General features: G+C 58.6%; 13 protein-coding genes, 2 pseudogenes and 1 riboswitch. Of the genes and pseudogenes, 7 read left to right on the forward strand and 8 right to left on the reverse strand.

Annotation, left to right across the window (positions count from 1 at the left end; translation table 11 throughout):
* Nucleotides 1–65 precede the first annotated feature (65 nt).
* Nucleotides 66–1,073, reverse strand: a complete 1,008-nt coding sequence (locus IU397_RS12395) for a LacI family DNA-binding transcriptional regulator (RefSeq protein ID WP_204413974.1) — start codon at nucleotides 1,071–1,073, stop codon at nucleotides 66–68.
* Nucleotides 1,074–1,209: 136 nt separating this feature from the next.
* Here IU397_RS12395 and IU397_RS12400 point away from each other — a divergent pair, with 136 nt between their 5' ends.
* A complete protein-coding gene (locus IU397_RS12400) occupies nucleotides 1,210–1,860 on the forward strand; it encodes a tetratricopeptide repeat protein (protein ID WP_239479766.1) in 651 nt (216 codons plus the stop codon).
* A gap of 30 nt (nucleotides 1,861–1,890) precedes the next feature.
* Here the strand turns inward: IU397_RS12400 and IU397_RS12405 are convergent, their stop codons facing one another.
* The 5 genes from IU397_RS12405 to IU397_RS12425 form a co-directional block, all read right to left on the reverse strand.
* Nucleotides 1,891–2,325 carry a hypothetical protein gene (locus IU397_RS12405; RefSeq protein ID WP_204413976.1) on the reverse strand — a complete coding sequence of 145 codons (435 nt, stop codon included), beginning with the start codon at nucleotides 2,323–2,325 and terminating at the stop codon, nucleotides 1,891–1,893.
* A gap of 1 nt (nucleotide 2,326) precedes the next feature.
* The gene (locus tag IU397_RS12410) at nucleotides 2,327–3,601 is read right to left on the reverse strand and encodes an agmatinase family protein (RefSeq protein ID WP_204413977.1); all 1,275 of its coding nucleotides are present in this window, start codon (nucleotides 3,599–3,601) and stop codon (nucleotides 2,327–2,329) included.
* Nucleotides 3,582–4,352 (reverse strand): ABC transporter ATP-binding protein, encoded by a 771-nt coding sequence (locus tag IU397_RS12415; protein WP_204413978.1) that lies wholly within the window; start codon nucleotides 4,350–4,352, stop codon nucleotides 3,582–3,584. The genes IU397_RS12410 and IU397_RS12415 overlap by 20 nt, the downstream gene beginning before the upstream one ends.
* Entirely contained in the window at nucleotides 4,349–5,164 is an 816-nt protein-coding gene (locus IU397_RS12420; protein ID WP_204413979.1) for an ABC transporter permease, read from the reverse strand. The genes IU397_RS12415 and IU397_RS12420 overlap by 4 nt, the downstream gene beginning before the upstream one ends.
* 94 nt (nucleotides 5,165–5,258) lie before the next feature.
* The gene (locus IU397_RS12425; protein ID WP_204413980.1) at nucleotides 5,259–6,314 is read right to left on the reverse strand and encodes a putative urea ABC transporter substrate-binding protein; all 1,056 of its coding nucleotides are present in this window, start codon (nucleotides 6,312–6,314) and stop codon (nucleotides 5,259–5,261) included.
* Between the two features lie 90 nt (nucleotides 6,315–6,404).
* A riboswitch (guanidine-I (ykkC/yxkD leader) is annotated at nucleotides 6,405–6,512 on the reverse strand.
* 422 nt (nucleotides 6,513–6,934) lie between these two features.
* Between IU397_RS12425 and IU397_RS23290 the strand changes: the two are divergent.
* Nucleotides 6,935–8,313 (forward strand): annotated as a pseudogene (locus IU397_RS23290) (GH1 family beta-glucosidase).
* Here IU397_RS23290 and IU397_RS12440 read toward each other — a convergent pair.
* On the reverse strand, nucleotides 8,292–9,314 hold the full coding sequence (locus IU397_RS12440; protein ID WP_204413983.1) for a LacI family transcriptional regulator: 1,023 nt from the start codon (nucleotides 9,312–9,314) through the stop codon (nucleotides 8,292–8,294). The pseudogene IU397_RS23290 and the gene IU397_RS12440 sit on opposite strands and share 22 nt — an antisense overlap.
* A 159-nt stretch (nucleotides 9,315–9,473) precedes the next feature.
* Here IU397_RS12440 and IU397_RS23890 point away from each other — a divergent pair, with 159 nt between their 5' ends.
* The 5 genes and pseudogenes from IU397_RS23890 (at nucleotide 9,474) to IU397_RS12460 (ending at nucleotide 13,668) form a co-directional block, all read left to right on the forward strand.
* Entirely contained in the window at nucleotides 9,474–10,148 is a 675-nt protein-coding gene (locus IU397_RS23890; RefSeq protein WP_370541673.1) for an ABC transporter substrate-binding protein, read from the forward strand.
* Nucleotides 10,145–10,711 (forward strand): hypothetical protein, encoded by a 567-nt coding sequence (locus tag IU397_RS23895; protein WP_370541674.1) that lies wholly within the window; start codon nucleotides 10,145–10,147, stop codon nucleotides 10,709–10,711. The genes IU397_RS23890 and IU397_RS23895 overlap by 4 nt, the downstream gene beginning before the upstream one ends.
* 60 nt (nucleotides 10,712–10,771) lie before the next feature.
* Complete coding sequence (locus tag IU397_RS12450; protein WP_204413985.1) at nucleotides 10,772–11,668, forward strand: carbohydrate ABC transporter permease; 897 nt, start codon at nucleotides 10,772–10,774, stop codon at nucleotides 11,666–11,668.
* On the forward strand, nucleotides 11,661–12,569 hold the full coding sequence (locus tag IU397_RS12455; protein WP_204413986.1) for a carbohydrate ABC transporter permease: 909 nt from the start codon (nucleotides 11,661–11,663) through the stop codon (nucleotides 12,567–12,569). Before IU397_RS12450 ends, IU397_RS12455 begins: the two co-directional genes overlap by 8 nt.
* Nucleotides 12,570–12,579: 10 nt before the next feature.
* Nucleotides 12,580–13,668: pseudogene (locus tag IU397_RS12460) on the forward strand (ABC transporter ATP-binding protein).
* Here the strand turns inward: IU397_RS12460 and IU397_RS12465 are convergent.
* A complete protein-coding gene (locus IU397_RS12465; protein ID WP_204413987.1) occupies nucleotides 13,665–14,987 on the reverse strand; it encodes an aspartate aminotransferase family protein in 1,323 nt (440 codons plus the stop codon). The pseudogene IU397_RS12460 and the gene IU397_RS12465 sit on opposite strands and share 4 nt — an antisense overlap.
* Between the last annotated feature and the right edge of the window lie 59 nt (nucleotides 14,988–15,046).

Below are 15,046 nucleotides of genomic sequence, written 5' to 3' on the forward strand. Positions count from 1 at the left end.
CCGTGGATGGACCAAGCGGGGCATGCCTGTTGCATTGGTATCGGCGCGCTGACGGTGCGGGGCAGTCAAGCCGTATCAACGACAGGCCGCAATGTGCCCCGTTCGACGACCGAGCATGCAAACAGTCGCGCTTCGGGCACGCAATTGGGATCTTCGAGCATGGTTTCAACCAGATCAATAGCAGCCGTGATGATTTGCCGGATCGGTTGGTGGATCGTCGTCAGGTCGATGTTTTGCCAACCCGCGATCTCCATATCGTTCAGACCGATCAGGCCGATATCTCCCGGAACACTCAGCCCGGCTGATGTGATAGCACTTTGTGCACCGATAGACAGCACGTCATCCCCGCAAAAATAGGCTTCAGCCGGGTCGGCTTCGAGCAGCCGGGCCATTTGCAGGCGACCAGCCTCAAACGAATAGGCATCGGCAAAGCAGCTTTGAACCCGGATCTGTGGGTATTGTTCCAGTTCAGCCAGAAAACCGGTGCGGCGGTCCTGGCTGGAGGTTGCCTCTTTCGGACCGCCAAGCAGGCCGACATGAGTGTAGCTGCGCCGGATCAGTTCGCGGGCCGCGATACGCCCGGCTTCGATATTGTCGATCCCAACGACATGGACGCCGGGATTTGACGAATGTCGCCCGAAAGCATGGACAACCGGAACACCGGCCTCCCGAAACGCGCGGGCAAAGCTGAGTGGCAGGGTTGAGGAGGCGACAATAACCCCATCAACCGAATATTGCTGCAGCATCTGGACCGAGTTCTGCGGCTGGCGTTCGCCAGACAGATTGACCAGAAGCGGGCGCAACCCGCGTTCCTGCAAGCCCCGCGTCAACAGATCAAAAACTTCTAGAAAGATCGGATTGTGAAAGTTGTTGGAGATCAGCCCGATCAACTTGGTCCGACCCGTGGTGAGCGAGGAGGCGAGCGCATTGGGCCGGTAGCCCAACTCGGCCGCGGCCTGTTCGACCTTCTGCCGGGTTTTGGCCGAAACGGACGCGCCGCTGGTATAGGCGCGTGAGACCGCTGAACGGGAAACTCCTGCCCGTTCTGCCACATCCTTTAGCGTTACTGCCATGTCGCCCCCAATTCATGCCGCATTGAAACATGCGCGACAGATCGATTTTAGGCCGGTGAGCGGATGTTTTGAATTGCAAAAAGGGATCGTAGATAGCGCTGCCGATGGCCAATCATCCGGGAGGGTCGATCCGATCATGATCGGGAGAGTGGCCCCGGATACGGCTTGCGACCTAAGTAACAGTGACTTGGTGGGCGCGCGGTGGTATGCAGTCGACCTGGAGGTGACCACGGTGCGACAACTGGCATATGCCCTGATAGCGATTGCCTTTGCGGGTTCAGTTCACGCTGAACCGCCCCCTACCGTCGAAGATGATCTTGGGATCCTGAACCCCCAGGACACGGGCCGCGAAATGCTTACACGCAAGATCGAGATGGGTGTGATCGACTCCATCACCTGCTCTCTTGGCATCAACGCCACCAAATACGACAATCACGAACTGGCAAGAAAGCTCACCAAGGAATGTGCCGAGGCGGGCTATACCAAGGCGATGACCTGGATGAGCCAGCTTGATAACAACGGTTTGGGTGGTGATTACGACCCGGACGCCGCGGCGGAATGGAACCGTCGCGCCGCAGAGGCAGGCGATCCCGTTGGCCGCTTCAACTATGGCCTGGATTTGATGCGTGGCCATGGCGTTGCCCAGGATGAAACCTTGGGCCGCAAATATGTTGATCAGGCCGCTGATCAGGGTCTGGCAATTGCCAAACGGCTTCAAGGGGCTGACTACGATTTGGACGAAGTTACTCCCGATGCGGACAATTGGAGATACGGTCCAATGTTCTAAACCGTTTGCAAAGATAGGGCCCGTTTGGGTCTAGCTGTTTTCGGTGTCCATTTTGCTGCGCATTAGGTCGCGCAAGTCCGTGATGTGCTTTGCGGTTAGCGAGACATAAACCAAACCCATATTCGTGCGCTCTGTCACCATCTCACCGGGATAGGGCAGGTAGCTCAATTCGCGCGAGCCGAAAGATGGCGAGGCCGTGCCAACCTGCCATTCGGTGGTCAGCGTGACATCGACCAGCTTCATCGATGGGCCGCCATCGGGCGCATTGATCTCTAGCGGCACACCGGCGATGCGCAGATAGGCCATCTTGTCCTTGGCCTGAACAAAGCCGTCGACGAACTGATCGGTGATGATCTGCAGATCGGCGGCCTCATCGGCGGGATGCAGATGCGAATGCAGATGATCCGACTCCGCGTGGTTATGGCCGTGGCCGGGATGGTCATGGGTGCTGTGGTCATGGGGCATGTCAGGGTCTCCGGTTCGGGTCGGCTTGTTTGCCCCAGCGGCGGCCATGGGTTTCTTCGGAATAGTCGCCCATGGGCAGGCTGACGGGCTTGTCGATATGGGGCCGGTGCGCGCCCATCTTGCCGTGGGAGACCAGCGAGCCGAGCACATCGACGATCACCCGTGTCCCCATCAGGGCCGTAATCTCTGACTGATCATAGGGCGGGCTGACCTCGACCAGTTCCATTCCGCAGATCCCTTCGGCTGCGACTTTGCTGGCCAGGGCCAGGGCTTCGCGCGGGAGGAACCCGCCGGGTTCCGGCCAGCCGGTGCCGGGCACGAAACCGCAATCGATGCTGTCGATATCAAAAGACAGGTACACCATATCGACCCCGTCCCACGCCATCTCCAGTGCCATCTCGGCCGTCTTGTCGATGCCCATCGCCTCCATATCGGACATGGTGATGATGTTGGTCTCGCGCTCGCGGGCGACCTTCACACCTTCGCGCGGGACCTGCCAGCCGCCAATACCGACCTGAACCAGGTTCTTCGCCGGGACGTTGGGCATGTTGGTGGCGTGGAACCACGGCGTTGTATGCATCCGCTCGTCCAGGTCTTTTTCCTGGATGTCGGCATGGCGGTCGAAATGCACGATCCCGATTTTTTTCGACGTACATTCGGCGATGCCGCGCAGGCAGGGGAAGCCGATGGAATGGTCGCCGCCAATGATGATCGGCAGGGAGCCAGAACTGAATACATGGCTGACGGCGCGGCTGATCTGATCGAAGGTTTTTTCGATGTTGCTTGGGATCGTAAAGATGTCGCCTGCGTCACACAGGCTCATCTCCTCACGCAGATCGACGCCCATCTCATAATGGTAGGGCGTGTAAAGCGTGCTGATCTTACGCAGCCCCTGGGGTCCAAAGCGCGTGCCGGGGCGATAGGTCGTGCCCCCATCGAATGGCGCACCCAGGACGGTGGCGTCGTAATGGCCAACCTGGGTGACATCTTCCGCATAGGGCGCGTTCATGAAGGTGTTGATCCCGGCGTAATGGGGTAGTTCCCCGCGCGCGAAGGTCGGGATGTTGCGATCCTCGATCGAACCCGCGCCCGTCAGCCCCATCCGCAACGCCCAGGCCTTTTCCTTATCCCATTCGGTTTCTGGGATGTCTGCTTCCTTTTGCATCGCCTTCCAGCCCAGCAGCTTGGTGAGGTCTGGGTGGTGATGGCGGCGGGCGTCATGGTGCTGATCGCCCGGGTGATGAGAGCGGCGGCGGTCAGTCGGATTTGAAAACATTGGTGTTCTCCTGAAGGGTCTGAAACGGGATGCCATCGTTGCGGGCATCGAAGTCGTAGGTGATGGTGGCGCCGCCTTTCTCCAGGTCGTCGGGATCCCATTTGGGCTTGTCAAAGACGAGGACGCGGTCGGCCAGTTTGAAAGCCTCTTCCAGATCGTGGGTGACCATGAAGACGGTCATACCGGTCTCGACCCTCAGTTGCTCCAGAAAGCCGTGCATCGATAGTTTTGTTCCGGGATCGAGCGCGCCAAAGGGTTCGTCCAACAGCAGGATACGGGGTTTCGCGGCCAGGGCCTGGGCGATGGCCAAGCGTTGCTGCATGCCACCCGACAGCGATGCTGGGTATTGCGCGGCGACATGGCCAAGGCCGATCCGGTCAAGTGTGCTTTGTGCCTCGGCTTGGGCCTGCTTCTTGGCATTGCCAAAAAGCCAGCCCCAGGTCCCTTGGGTGAATGCGGTCGCGGCCACGATGTTGGCGCGCACGGTCATGTGTGGAAAGACGGAATAGCGCTGGAAGACGATACCGCGGGTCTGACAGGGCTCGCCTGAAAACAGCTCACCATCGACGGTGATCGTGCCAGAGGTCGGGCGTTCCTGATCCAGCAACAGGCGAAGAAATGTGGATTTTCCACATCCCGATGCACCCACGAGGGAGATGAACTGCCCCTCTTCGACCTCCACATTGATATTCTCGATGATGGTGCGGGGGCCGTAATCCTTGCGCAGGTTGCTGACGGTGACAAAGCTCATGCTCGCTTCTCCCCGAACCAGGGAAAGAGCGCGCGGGTTAACACCTTCAGCAACAGATCCAGCAGGAAGGCGAGCAGCGTGATCCAAATGACGTAAGTCAGAATAACATCCATGGCCAGGTAACGGCGCACCAGAAAGATCCGGTAACCCAGACCGCCTTCGGCCGCGATGGCCTCTGATGCGATCAGGAACAGCCAGGCGGGGCCAAGCGACAGCCGCACCGATTGCAACAGGCGCGGCATGATCTGCGGCCCTGCGACGCGCATGGCGATGATCCAGCTTGATGCGCCCAGTGTCTGGGCCTTGACCACCAGCTCCGTTGGGATTTCGGTCACACGCATCCACAGATCACGGATCAGGAAGGGGCCGATGCCAATCACGATCAGGGCGACTTTTGAAAGTTCGCCCAGCCCGAACACAATGAACAGGATCGGCAGGATCGCCAGTGGTGGCACCATCGACAGAACCGAAATGAAGGTTGCAAAGGTCGCCCGCATATAGGGCAGCAATCCAATGGCCATGCCAAAGACCAAGCCCATCGTTGCGGCAATTCCTACGCCCAGCCCCAACCGGCGCAAGCTGGCCGCCGTATCGTGCCAGAATAGGATCCGGCCCGAACGCCGGTCGCCTTCTGTGAGCAACCGCAGCGCGGTCTCCCAGATCTGGCTAGGGGCTGGCAACAGCTTGTCCGCCGGGTTCACCGACAGCCGGATCTCCGATCCAATTGCATAGGCTGCGAACACGATGATGAAAGGCAGGGTTGCCAATACCCACGCCAAGACCCGACTCGGTTTGCGGTTGATCCAACGCATGGCGTCAGCCGTGGGCATGGGCGCGGGTGCGCCCAGCCGTTGAAGTTGAGGGGTTCACATCGGCCTCCATGCAGGTCCGGATGGCTTACGCCGTTTAAAGCGCGCCGTCTGCCGCCATTTGCATGTAGGTCGTATCAAAGCGGAATTTCACGTTGGCCTCATCCCCGGTGGTCGAGCCATCGGGATAGGCCACGCCCACAAAATCAGCTGAGGGCGCGCCTTCGCCTAGAATTCCCTTGTCGAACAGGAACTCCGCGACGCTCACCATGGTCTGGGGCAATTCCGCCGATTGGGTAAAGGTCACCGCCTCGGCCGGGGCATAGAACATCTCGGTCGAGGCAAGTTGCGCCTGATAGCCGGCCAGATCCGTGCCCGACGCCTCGGCCATGGCGGTCAGCGCGGCCTCATCTCCGGATTCCATGAGGGCCATGGTTTCGTACCATGCCCCGACTAGCGCTTTGCCGAAGTCAGGGTTGGCTTCCAGGGTTTCGGTGTTCACGACCATCAAATCGATGATCTCACCGGGTATGTCCGAACTGTCGAAGAGTTTCGTCGCACCGGGTTGCTCCAGGATGGCGGAGACGAGCGGGTTCCAGGTCACGACCGCCTGTACATCATTGGTGGCATAGGCCGCGATCATATCCGCATCCGACGTATTGATGACCCCCGACAAATCCCGTTCGGACAAGTCGACCGAATCCAGGGCCCGGGCGAGCAGGTAATGAGACACTGACAATTCCACCAGGTTGACCGGTTTGCCTGCCAGATCGGCCAGCGTGCCTTCACCTTTCAGGATCACCGCGTCATTGCCGTTGGAATAGTCACCCACGATCAGCGCTGTCGTGTCCACGCCGCCTCCTGCGGGGATGCTGAGCGTGTCCATGTTGGTGGCCGAGACACCGTCAAAGGCGCCAGCCGTATATTGATTGATGGATTCGACATAATCGTTGATCTGCACGATCTCGACATCGATCCCGTATTTCTCGGCCCATTTGTCCATGATGCCGCTGTCTTCCATGTAGCCCCATGGCATCCAGCCGACGTAGATCGACCACGCAACCTTGAACTCTGTCTTTTCCTGGGCGATGGCCGGTGCGCTGGCCAGCAAAGCAGCGGCGGCAATCGATGTGATCCAATGTGTGTTTGTCATCGCGGTTAACCTCATTCCCGTTCTGCCAAAACAAACCGACAGGGCCGCCGGCAGAACAAGGGTGAGAGATACGGCCAGGTCGGAACACTGCTCTCCCGGGATTTTCCCCCGCCGTGTACCGATGCGGATTTGGCCGCAGCGGCGGATACTCTTGGACCAGACCCGAAACCCGTCGGCGGAACCCTAGTGTCCATGTTCGGTATAAAAGTTGCTGACAGGGGCTGAAGAGTCTGGCTTTTTCACCAAGACCCCACCACTTCGGCGAGAATTGCCCAAAAAAGACGACTGAATGAGGGTATTGCGCCCGTTTTTTAAGCGAATTTTTGGTCCCTATGGGTCAGCCACCGCCGACTTCGCCGGCATGGTTGGGGATCTGATCGTCACCAGTCGTCCCGTTCTCACTGCCAATTTTCGCCGTGGTCATTGAGCCGGTGTTGCAAACCAGGCGCTGCCTCTTGGGGTGGCGCTCATGGCTGATCAGCGAATAATAGCGCGGTAAAGGGCTTGTAAGGTCATTCTAAAACGATTTAGTTTCGTGTTAGATGGTGTGTTCTCAAATCTCCGGCTGCGGAATGGAGCCATTCATCTGCCGTGCAAGACGACCTGACTGGAGATCATTCATGGACACCAAGGCCCTCGCCCATCGATTCCCTGCTGCGTTCAAGTTCGGCGTGGCGACGGCGTCGTTCCAGATTGAAGGATCGACCAAGGCCGATGGGCGTGGCCCGTCGATCTGGGATGCATTTTCGCACATGCCGGGGCGGGTTTATGGTGAGCATAATGGCAACATCGCTTGCGATCACTACAATCGCTGGGAACAGGATTTGGATCTGATCAAATCGCTCAACTCGGGCGCTTACCGGTTTTCGATTGCCTGGCCTCGGGTCATGCCGGAGGGGCGCGGCAGGGTGAACGAGGCGGGCCTGGATTTCTATGACCGGTTGATTGATGGCCTGGTGGCGCGCGATATTGCCGTGTTCCCCACGCTTTACCATTGGGACTTGCCGCTGGCGTTGATGGGCTATGGTGGCTGGACGGATCGAGACACGGCTGATGCTTTCGCGGATTATACCGGCCATGTCGTGCGACGTCTGGGTGATCGGATAGACGCCTTGGCCACGTTTAACGAACCTTGGTGCACGTCTTATCTGGGCCATTACGTTGGTAAGCACGCGCCGGGAGAACAAAACCTGGACGCTGCCTTGGCCGCGACCCATGTGACAACCTGGCCCATGGCAAGTCGGTCCAGGCGGCGCGGTCAGAGCGGTCAGATATCCAGATGGGGGTGGTGTTGAATGCAATCTCAACCTACCCGGCCAGTGATGCGCCCGAGGATGTGGCCGCAGCGGAACGGCATTTTCAGTTCCACAACGAGATCTATTTCGGCCCGATGTTTGCTGGCCGCTACGGAAACCAATTCATCGAAGCCTACGGTGATAAATTGCGGATGCAGCCCGGCGACCTGGCGATTGCGCATCAGCCGCTCGATTGGTGGGGGTTCAACTATTACTACCCTTCCACCGTCATCAATGATCCGAAATCCGATGCCGCTTTTCCCGCCACCATCCCTGTGCCGTCGACAACATCGAACGTTCGGACAGATATAGGGTGGGAGATCAAGGCGGAGGGTCTGCCCCACTTGTTGCGCCAGGTTTATGATCGCTACGATCTGCCGCCGTGTTACATCACGGAAAACGGCGCCTGCTATAACACAGAGGTCGGACCCGATGGTGAGGTGGATGACCAAGCGCGCCTGTCATATCTGATTGATCACATCGGGGCGGTGGCCGATGCCATTGAGATCGGGATACCGGTCAAAGGGTACTTTGCCTGGTCACTGATGGACAATTATGAATGGGCCGAAGGATACAAGATGCGCTTTAGCATCGTCCATGTGGACTATCACACGCAAGTTCGGACCTTGAAAAAAAGTGGTGCTTGGTTTGGTCAGCTCAGCGCAGATCAGGCGGCGCAATCTCAGACCGTGGCGGCGGAATAAACCCGCCGGTCTTGCCCGGGTATCTCAAGTTGCTGCATCAGTGCCTTATCGGGCTGTTCGATCCGCTCGATCACAGCTTGGGCCAGAAACACTCCCGCGGCCCAGGCATCTTCTTGCTGGCTCAAAATGGCAGGCCGAAACCGGTGCAGAAAAGGGATAGCCTCTTTTGAGACAAGGTCGATCTCCCCCCCGACCGTCAGTCCGGCATCTTCGATCCCGGTGACTGCAGCCATGCAGGAATTCGCAGAGCCAAAGATGATGCCATCGACATCCAGCCCGTTGCGGAACATCTGAGTGATATGGGCCTGAATTTTGTCGCTTGGGTCATCGCTATCGATTCTCCTAAAGACCTCCAGTTCAACTCCACCCATCTGTGCTGCCTGTAGGGCACCGGAAATCATCGCCTGTGAGTAGTTTTGATCCACCGGGGGCGCCAGCAGGCGCAATGATGAACGCCCTTTTTTAAGCAGCTTTTCCACGGCCAGCGCGCCAAAGGCATGGTTGTCGAAATCGTAATAGGCATGGTCGTCGGCCCAATTCGTGCGGCCATGGGTGGCAAACGGAAATTCACGTTCCATCAGATAGGCGATCCGGGGGTCTTCGGGTTGCACCTGATTCAGGATCACCGCATCCGCGGCCCGTGTTTCCACGACATGGCGGATGGGGCGCATTGGGTCTTCGTCGGGAAAATAGGGTGTAATTGTCAGGTGATAACTCGTGTCGCGCAAGGCACTGGCGACAGAGTTGATCAGACGGGCCGTCAAGTTCATTACATCCGCCTCGGTCGACAGCACTAACGAGATCACGTGAGTTCGCCCGGTGCGTAGCCGAACACCGGCGCGATTCGGGACGTAACCTATTTCATTGGCGATCTGTCGGACCCGTTCCCGTGTGGCCTTGCCGATATCCTCGGCCCCGCTGAGCGCGCGGGATACGGTGGGCACGGCCAAGCCCGTCAATTGGGCGATGGTCTTTAAGGTTGGTCGCGGTTCGTTCGCCATAAGGATGGCCCTCTGAGAGGAAATTTGCTCCGGATGCATGAAATGAGCAATCCTCTAGCAAGAGCAAGGGCATTCACGCGCCGTTACCGCCAAATAGGCTTTTTTTAAAACTAAAACGATTTAGATTTCACTATAACGATGTAAACCGGGAGGAAAGCTATGAAATGGTCAATGTCATTCGCGATTGCAGGCTCCGTCCTGTGCGCCACGCAGCTTGCCGCAGACGGCGTCAAGTTGGAGGTGACACATTGGTGGACTTCCGGTGGCGAGGCCAAGGCCGTGGCAGAGCTGGCCCGGATCTTCAACGACACGACCGCGCATGAATGGGTCGACGGCGCTATCGCCGGTGGTGGGTCCACCGCGCGTCCCGTGATGATCAGCCGTATCACTGGTGGGGACGCCATGCATGCTACCCAGTTCAATCATGGCCGCCAGGCCGAGGAATTGGTGGAAGCCGGTTTGATGCTGGACCTGACTGATGTCGCCGAAGCCGAAGGGTGGCGTGAAACGATCAACCCCGTCTCCCTGCTGGACAATTGCACCATTGAAGGCCGGGTCTACTGCGTGCCGATCAATATCCATTCCTGGCAGTGGCTTTTGATGAGCAACGAAGCCTTTGCCGATGCCGGGCTTGAGATTCCTCATAACTGGGACGAGTTTGTGGCCGCCGCGCCCAAGCTGGAGGACGCCGGTAAAGTACCGCTCGCCATAGGGCAGCAGCCCTGGCAGACCGCAGGTGCCTTTGGCGTTCTGAATGTTGCCGTGGGGGTGAAGATCTGTGGCGGCGGGTCAACATCGACAAATCAGCCGAGGCCGCAGCCTCACCGGAAATGACCGCAGTCTTTGACGCCGCCAATGTCGCCCGACAATTGTCCAAAGACTCCAATGTTGGCGACTGGAACCCGGCCACCGCTATGGTGATCAACGGTCAGGCCGGAGGCCAGATCATGGGAGACTGGGCCCAGGGTGAGTTTGCCATCGCCGGCAAGGTCGCGGGAAAGGATTATACCTGCCTGCCGGGTTCGGGCGTGAACGAGGTCATCTCGACGGGGGGCGATGCATTCTATTTCCCCAAACACGACGATCCGGCCGTCACTGCAGCGCAAAAGGAACTAGCCAAGGCCATGTTCTCGAAAGAGGCGCAGGTCGCGTTCAATTTGAAGAAAGGCTCCCTACCTGTGCGCGGGGACATAGATCTGTCTGCCGCCAATGATTGTATGAAGAAGGGTTTGGAGATCTTGGCCGCCGGAAACATCCTGCCCTCGGGCGAGGAATTCCTGTCCGCCGACACGGTGGAGCAGACCAAGGACCTCTTTACCGAATTTTGGAACGATCGCAGCATGACCATCGAGGCCGCACAAGCGCGGTACGCAGATATCATCGGTTCCGCGAACTAGTCCGCCTCCCGGTCGGCACCTCTCACTCGGGGTGCCGATCATCACGGAGGATACACAAGCATGTCCTACCGCGCCAAACGTCCCAACCGGCTGTTTCGCAACCTGTCGGCCAAGATCGCGGCCTTGCCCATGATCGTGACGGCCTTGTGTGTGTTCATTGGATGCACAGTCTGGACCGTGCTCTATTCCTTCACCAAATCGCGGATGTTGCCCAAGGCGGATTTCGTAGGCCTGCTGCAATATGAGCGATTGTGGGACACCCGGCGCTGGATCCTCTCGGTTGAAAACCTGGCCATCTTCGGAGGGTGCATGATGGTGCTGAGCCTGGTCATTGGCTTCAGCCTCGCCGCGCTTCTGGATCAAAAGATCCGGTTTGAAAACGCAATCCGCACGATCATCCTGTATCCCTTCGCTTTGGGTTTCGTTGTCACCGGCTTGGTGTGGCAATGGATCCTGAACCCTGATTTTGGCCTACAATCGGTCGTTCGCGGCTTTGGCTGGGCCGGTTTCGAATTCGACCCGCTTTTCGATGTGGATATCGTGATCTACGGCGTGTTGATCGCGGCGGTCTGGCAAGGCTCTGGTTTCATCATGATCGTCATGTTGGCGGGCTTACGCGGCATTGATCAGGAGATTTGGAAAGCCGCCCACATCGATGGCATACCGGCTTGGAAGACATACGTGGTGGTCATCATTCCGATGATGCGCCCCGTCTTTGTCACGGCGCTTGTCCTGATCGCAAGCGGCATCATCAAGGTCTATGATCTGGTTAAAGCCCAAACCAATGGGGGCCCGGGCATCGCGTCGGAAGTGCCTGCCAAATACGTCATCGACATGATGTTCAACAACCTCAACCTCGGGCAGGGCTTCGCGGCCTCCAACATGATGCTGCTGTCGGTCCTCGTGATCCTGATCCCCTGGGCTTACCTGGAGTTTGGAGGCAAGAAACATGCATAATCCTGTGCTTGATGCCCCCTTGGCCGCTCTGGCTGATGCGCCGGCGGGTCCAAAGCCGCAAAAGCGGTTTTCCGGTGGCAACATCATGTTGTGGTCAGTGCTGGTGGTCGTGCTCGCCTATTATGTCTTGCCGCTTTACGTGATGGTCGTGACCTCGCTCAAAGGCATGCCCGAGATCCGCATGGGCAATATCTTCTCCCCGCCACTGGAGGTGACGTTTGAGCCGTGGAAACGCGCCGCGTTCGAGGTTTGCACAGGGCTGAGCTGCGATGGTTTGAGCAAGGGGTTCTGGAATTCCGTTCAAATCCTCATCCCGTCCATTGGGTTGGCCAGCGTAAACGGTTATGCCCTGGCGAATTGGAAGTTCAGGGGATCAGAGGTTTTCTTTACCATCCTCATCTTTGGCGCCTTCATCCCCTATCAGGTGATGATCTATCCGATCGCGATCATCCTGCGCGAACTCGGCCTGTTCGGCAGCGTGACGGGGCTGGTCCTGGTCCATACCGTGTTCGGCATGCCCATCTTGACACTGCTCTTTCGCAACTACTTCACATCGCTGCCGGAGGAACTGTTCAAGGCCGCCCGTATAGATGGGGCCGGGTTCTGGTCGATCTATTTTCGGGTCATGCTGCCCATGTCGTTACCGATTTTTGTTGTGGCGATGATCCTGCAAGTCACCGGGATCTGGAGCGATTTCCTGTTCGGCGTGATCTACACAAAGCCGGACCACTATCCGATGACCGTGCAACTCAACAACATCGTCAACGCCGTCCAGGGCGTGAAGGAATACAACGTCAACATGGCAGCCACGCTGCTGACCGGGCTGGTGCCGCTGGTGATCTACTTCGCCTCCGGCAAGCTTTTCGTACGCGGTATCGCGGCGGGAGCTGTGAAAGGGTAGGCTGATGAATATGCAGAACGTGGTTGAAACGCTTGAGGCGTCGGTCTCAATCCGGGGGCTCGACCTGAACTTCGGGGTGGTCAATGTCTTGCAGGGCCTGGACCTTGATGTGGCGCAGGGGGAGTTTCTGGTTCTCCTCGGCTCTTCCGGTTGTGGCAAGTCCACGGTGCTGAACTGCATTGCGGGGCTTGTAGACCTGAGCGCGGGGCAGATCTTCATTAACGGGCAGAATGTCACCTGGGCGGAGCCCTCGGATCGCGGCATCGATATGGTCTTTCAATCCTACGCGCTTTACCCGCAGATGACGGTCGAGGGAAATATGAGCTTTGGCCTGCGCAATGCTGGTATGGCCCGGGCTGAGATTGCGACCCGCGTGGCCAAAGCTGCCAAGATCCTGCAACTGGAGCCGCTGCTCAAACGCAAGCCCGCCGCCTTGTCCGGCGGCCAACGCCAGCGGGTTGCCATCGGGCGCGCCCTGGTGCGCGATGTCGATGTCTTCCTGTTTGATGAGCCCTTATCGAACCTTGATGCCAAGTTGCGCGCCGATCTGCGGGTTGAGATCAAGCGCCTGTACCAACAACTGGGCAACACAATGATCTACGTGACCCATGATCAGGTTGAGGCGATGACCCTGGCCGACCGCATCGCTGTGATGAAAGGTGGCAAGATCATGCAGCTTGGCACCCCGGATGAGATTTATAATCGCCCCCAAAACCTCTATGTCGCGGATTTCATCGGTGCACCTGCCATGAATTTCATCGGGCCGCGTTTGCACGGTGACAGGGTCACGTTCGGTGAGCATGATATCTGCATTCCGCATCTCGGTGGCGGCGTGGAGTAAGCCGTTGTGATGGGTATCCGTCCGGAAAACGTGTTGGTTGGTCCCGCGGCGCAAGACGCTGATTTGGTTCTGGACGCACAGCTTGACTTGGTGGAGCCAATGGGGGCGGATACGCTGGTCTGGACGACACTGGCAGGTCAGCCCTTCCGTATTCGGATCGATGGCCAGACCAAAGTGAAACCCGGCGAGCGCCTGCAGATCGGGATTACATCCAGCACTTGTGCTGTCTTTGACAAACGCACCGAAGCGCGGCTTTAATCCAGCACCTCATCAATCGCGCGGCCCAGCTTGTCGACCAGTTCGTCGGCCTGATCCTCTGTCAGGATAAAGGGCGGGGCGAGCAAAACATGATCGCCCCGCCTTCCATCAACGGTGCCGCCCATGGGATAGCACATCAGGCCGTGGGCCATGGCGGCGGACTTCAGCTTTGCATGTACCCGCCGCGCGGGATCAAAAGGCGCCTTGGTGGTACGATGCGCTACCAATTCCAGCCCTAAAAACAGCCCGCGGCCGCGGATGTCGCCCACATGGGCATGCTGGCTGAACCGTTCCACCAGCCGTTCCCGCAAACTGTCTCCGACCGGTGTCACGCGATCCGCCAGACCATCATCCACCAACCGGTCCAAAACGGCCCTCGCCGCCGCGCAGGCAGTGGGATGGGCCAGATAGGTGTGCCCATGTTGCAAAAATCCGCTGCCATCGCGGATCGCACCATAGATCTTGCTGGTGCACAGCATCGCACCGATGGGTTGATACCCCGCACCCAACCCCTTGGCGATGGCGCAGATATCGGGGGCGATCCCGTCCTGTTCACAGGCAAACAAGGTGCCGGTCCGGCCCATACCGCACATCACCTCATCCAGGATCAGCAAAATGCCATACCGGTCGCACAAGGCCCGAAGCTGCCGAAAGTAATCGCCGACCGGGGGCACCGCACCTAGTGTCGCCCCGACGACCGGTTCCGCGACAATTGCCATGACCGTTTCGGGGCCTAGGCGGAGGATCTCATCCTGCATCTCCGCAATCAGGCGGGCGACATAACCAGCCTCGGTCTCGCCGTCGATCTGGTCGCGGTAGGCATAGCAGGGTGCGACGTGGCTGACCAAGATCAGCAGTGGGTCAAACGGTTCGCGCCGCCAGGCATTCCCGCCCACGGCTAGCGCCCCCAGCGTGTTGCCATGGTAGCTTTGCCGCCGCGCGATGATCCTTGACCGCTGGGGTTGGCCAACCTCCAGATGGTACTGGCGCGCCAGCTTCAGCGCGGCCTCCATCGCTTCGGACCCGCCGGAGACGAGATAAACCCGGTCCAGTCCTCCAGGGGCCAGGTCGATCAGCCGCTCCGCAAGCTCTTCGGCCGGATTTGAGATGAAAAAGCCGGTATGCGCATAGGCGATCTGATCAGCCTGCGCCTTGATCGCACCGATCACATGGGCGTCGCCATGGCCCAGGCACGACACCGCAGCCCCGCCACATCCATCAAGATAGGCGGTGCCGTCGGTGTCATAAAGATAGGCGCCCGCGCCTCGTGCAACCCGGGGCAACTGGCTGTGGCAATGGCGCGCAAAGACATGACTCACAGCGAAATCCAATGGGTAACTTCATCTTAGTTAATGCGTGGAGTTGTCAGTTTGGCAAG

This window comes from Actibacterium sp. 188UL27-1 (genome assembly GCF_016901225.1).
Lineage (GTDB): Bacteria > Pseudomonadota > Alphaproteobacteria > Rhodobacterales > Rhodobacteraceae > 188UL27-1.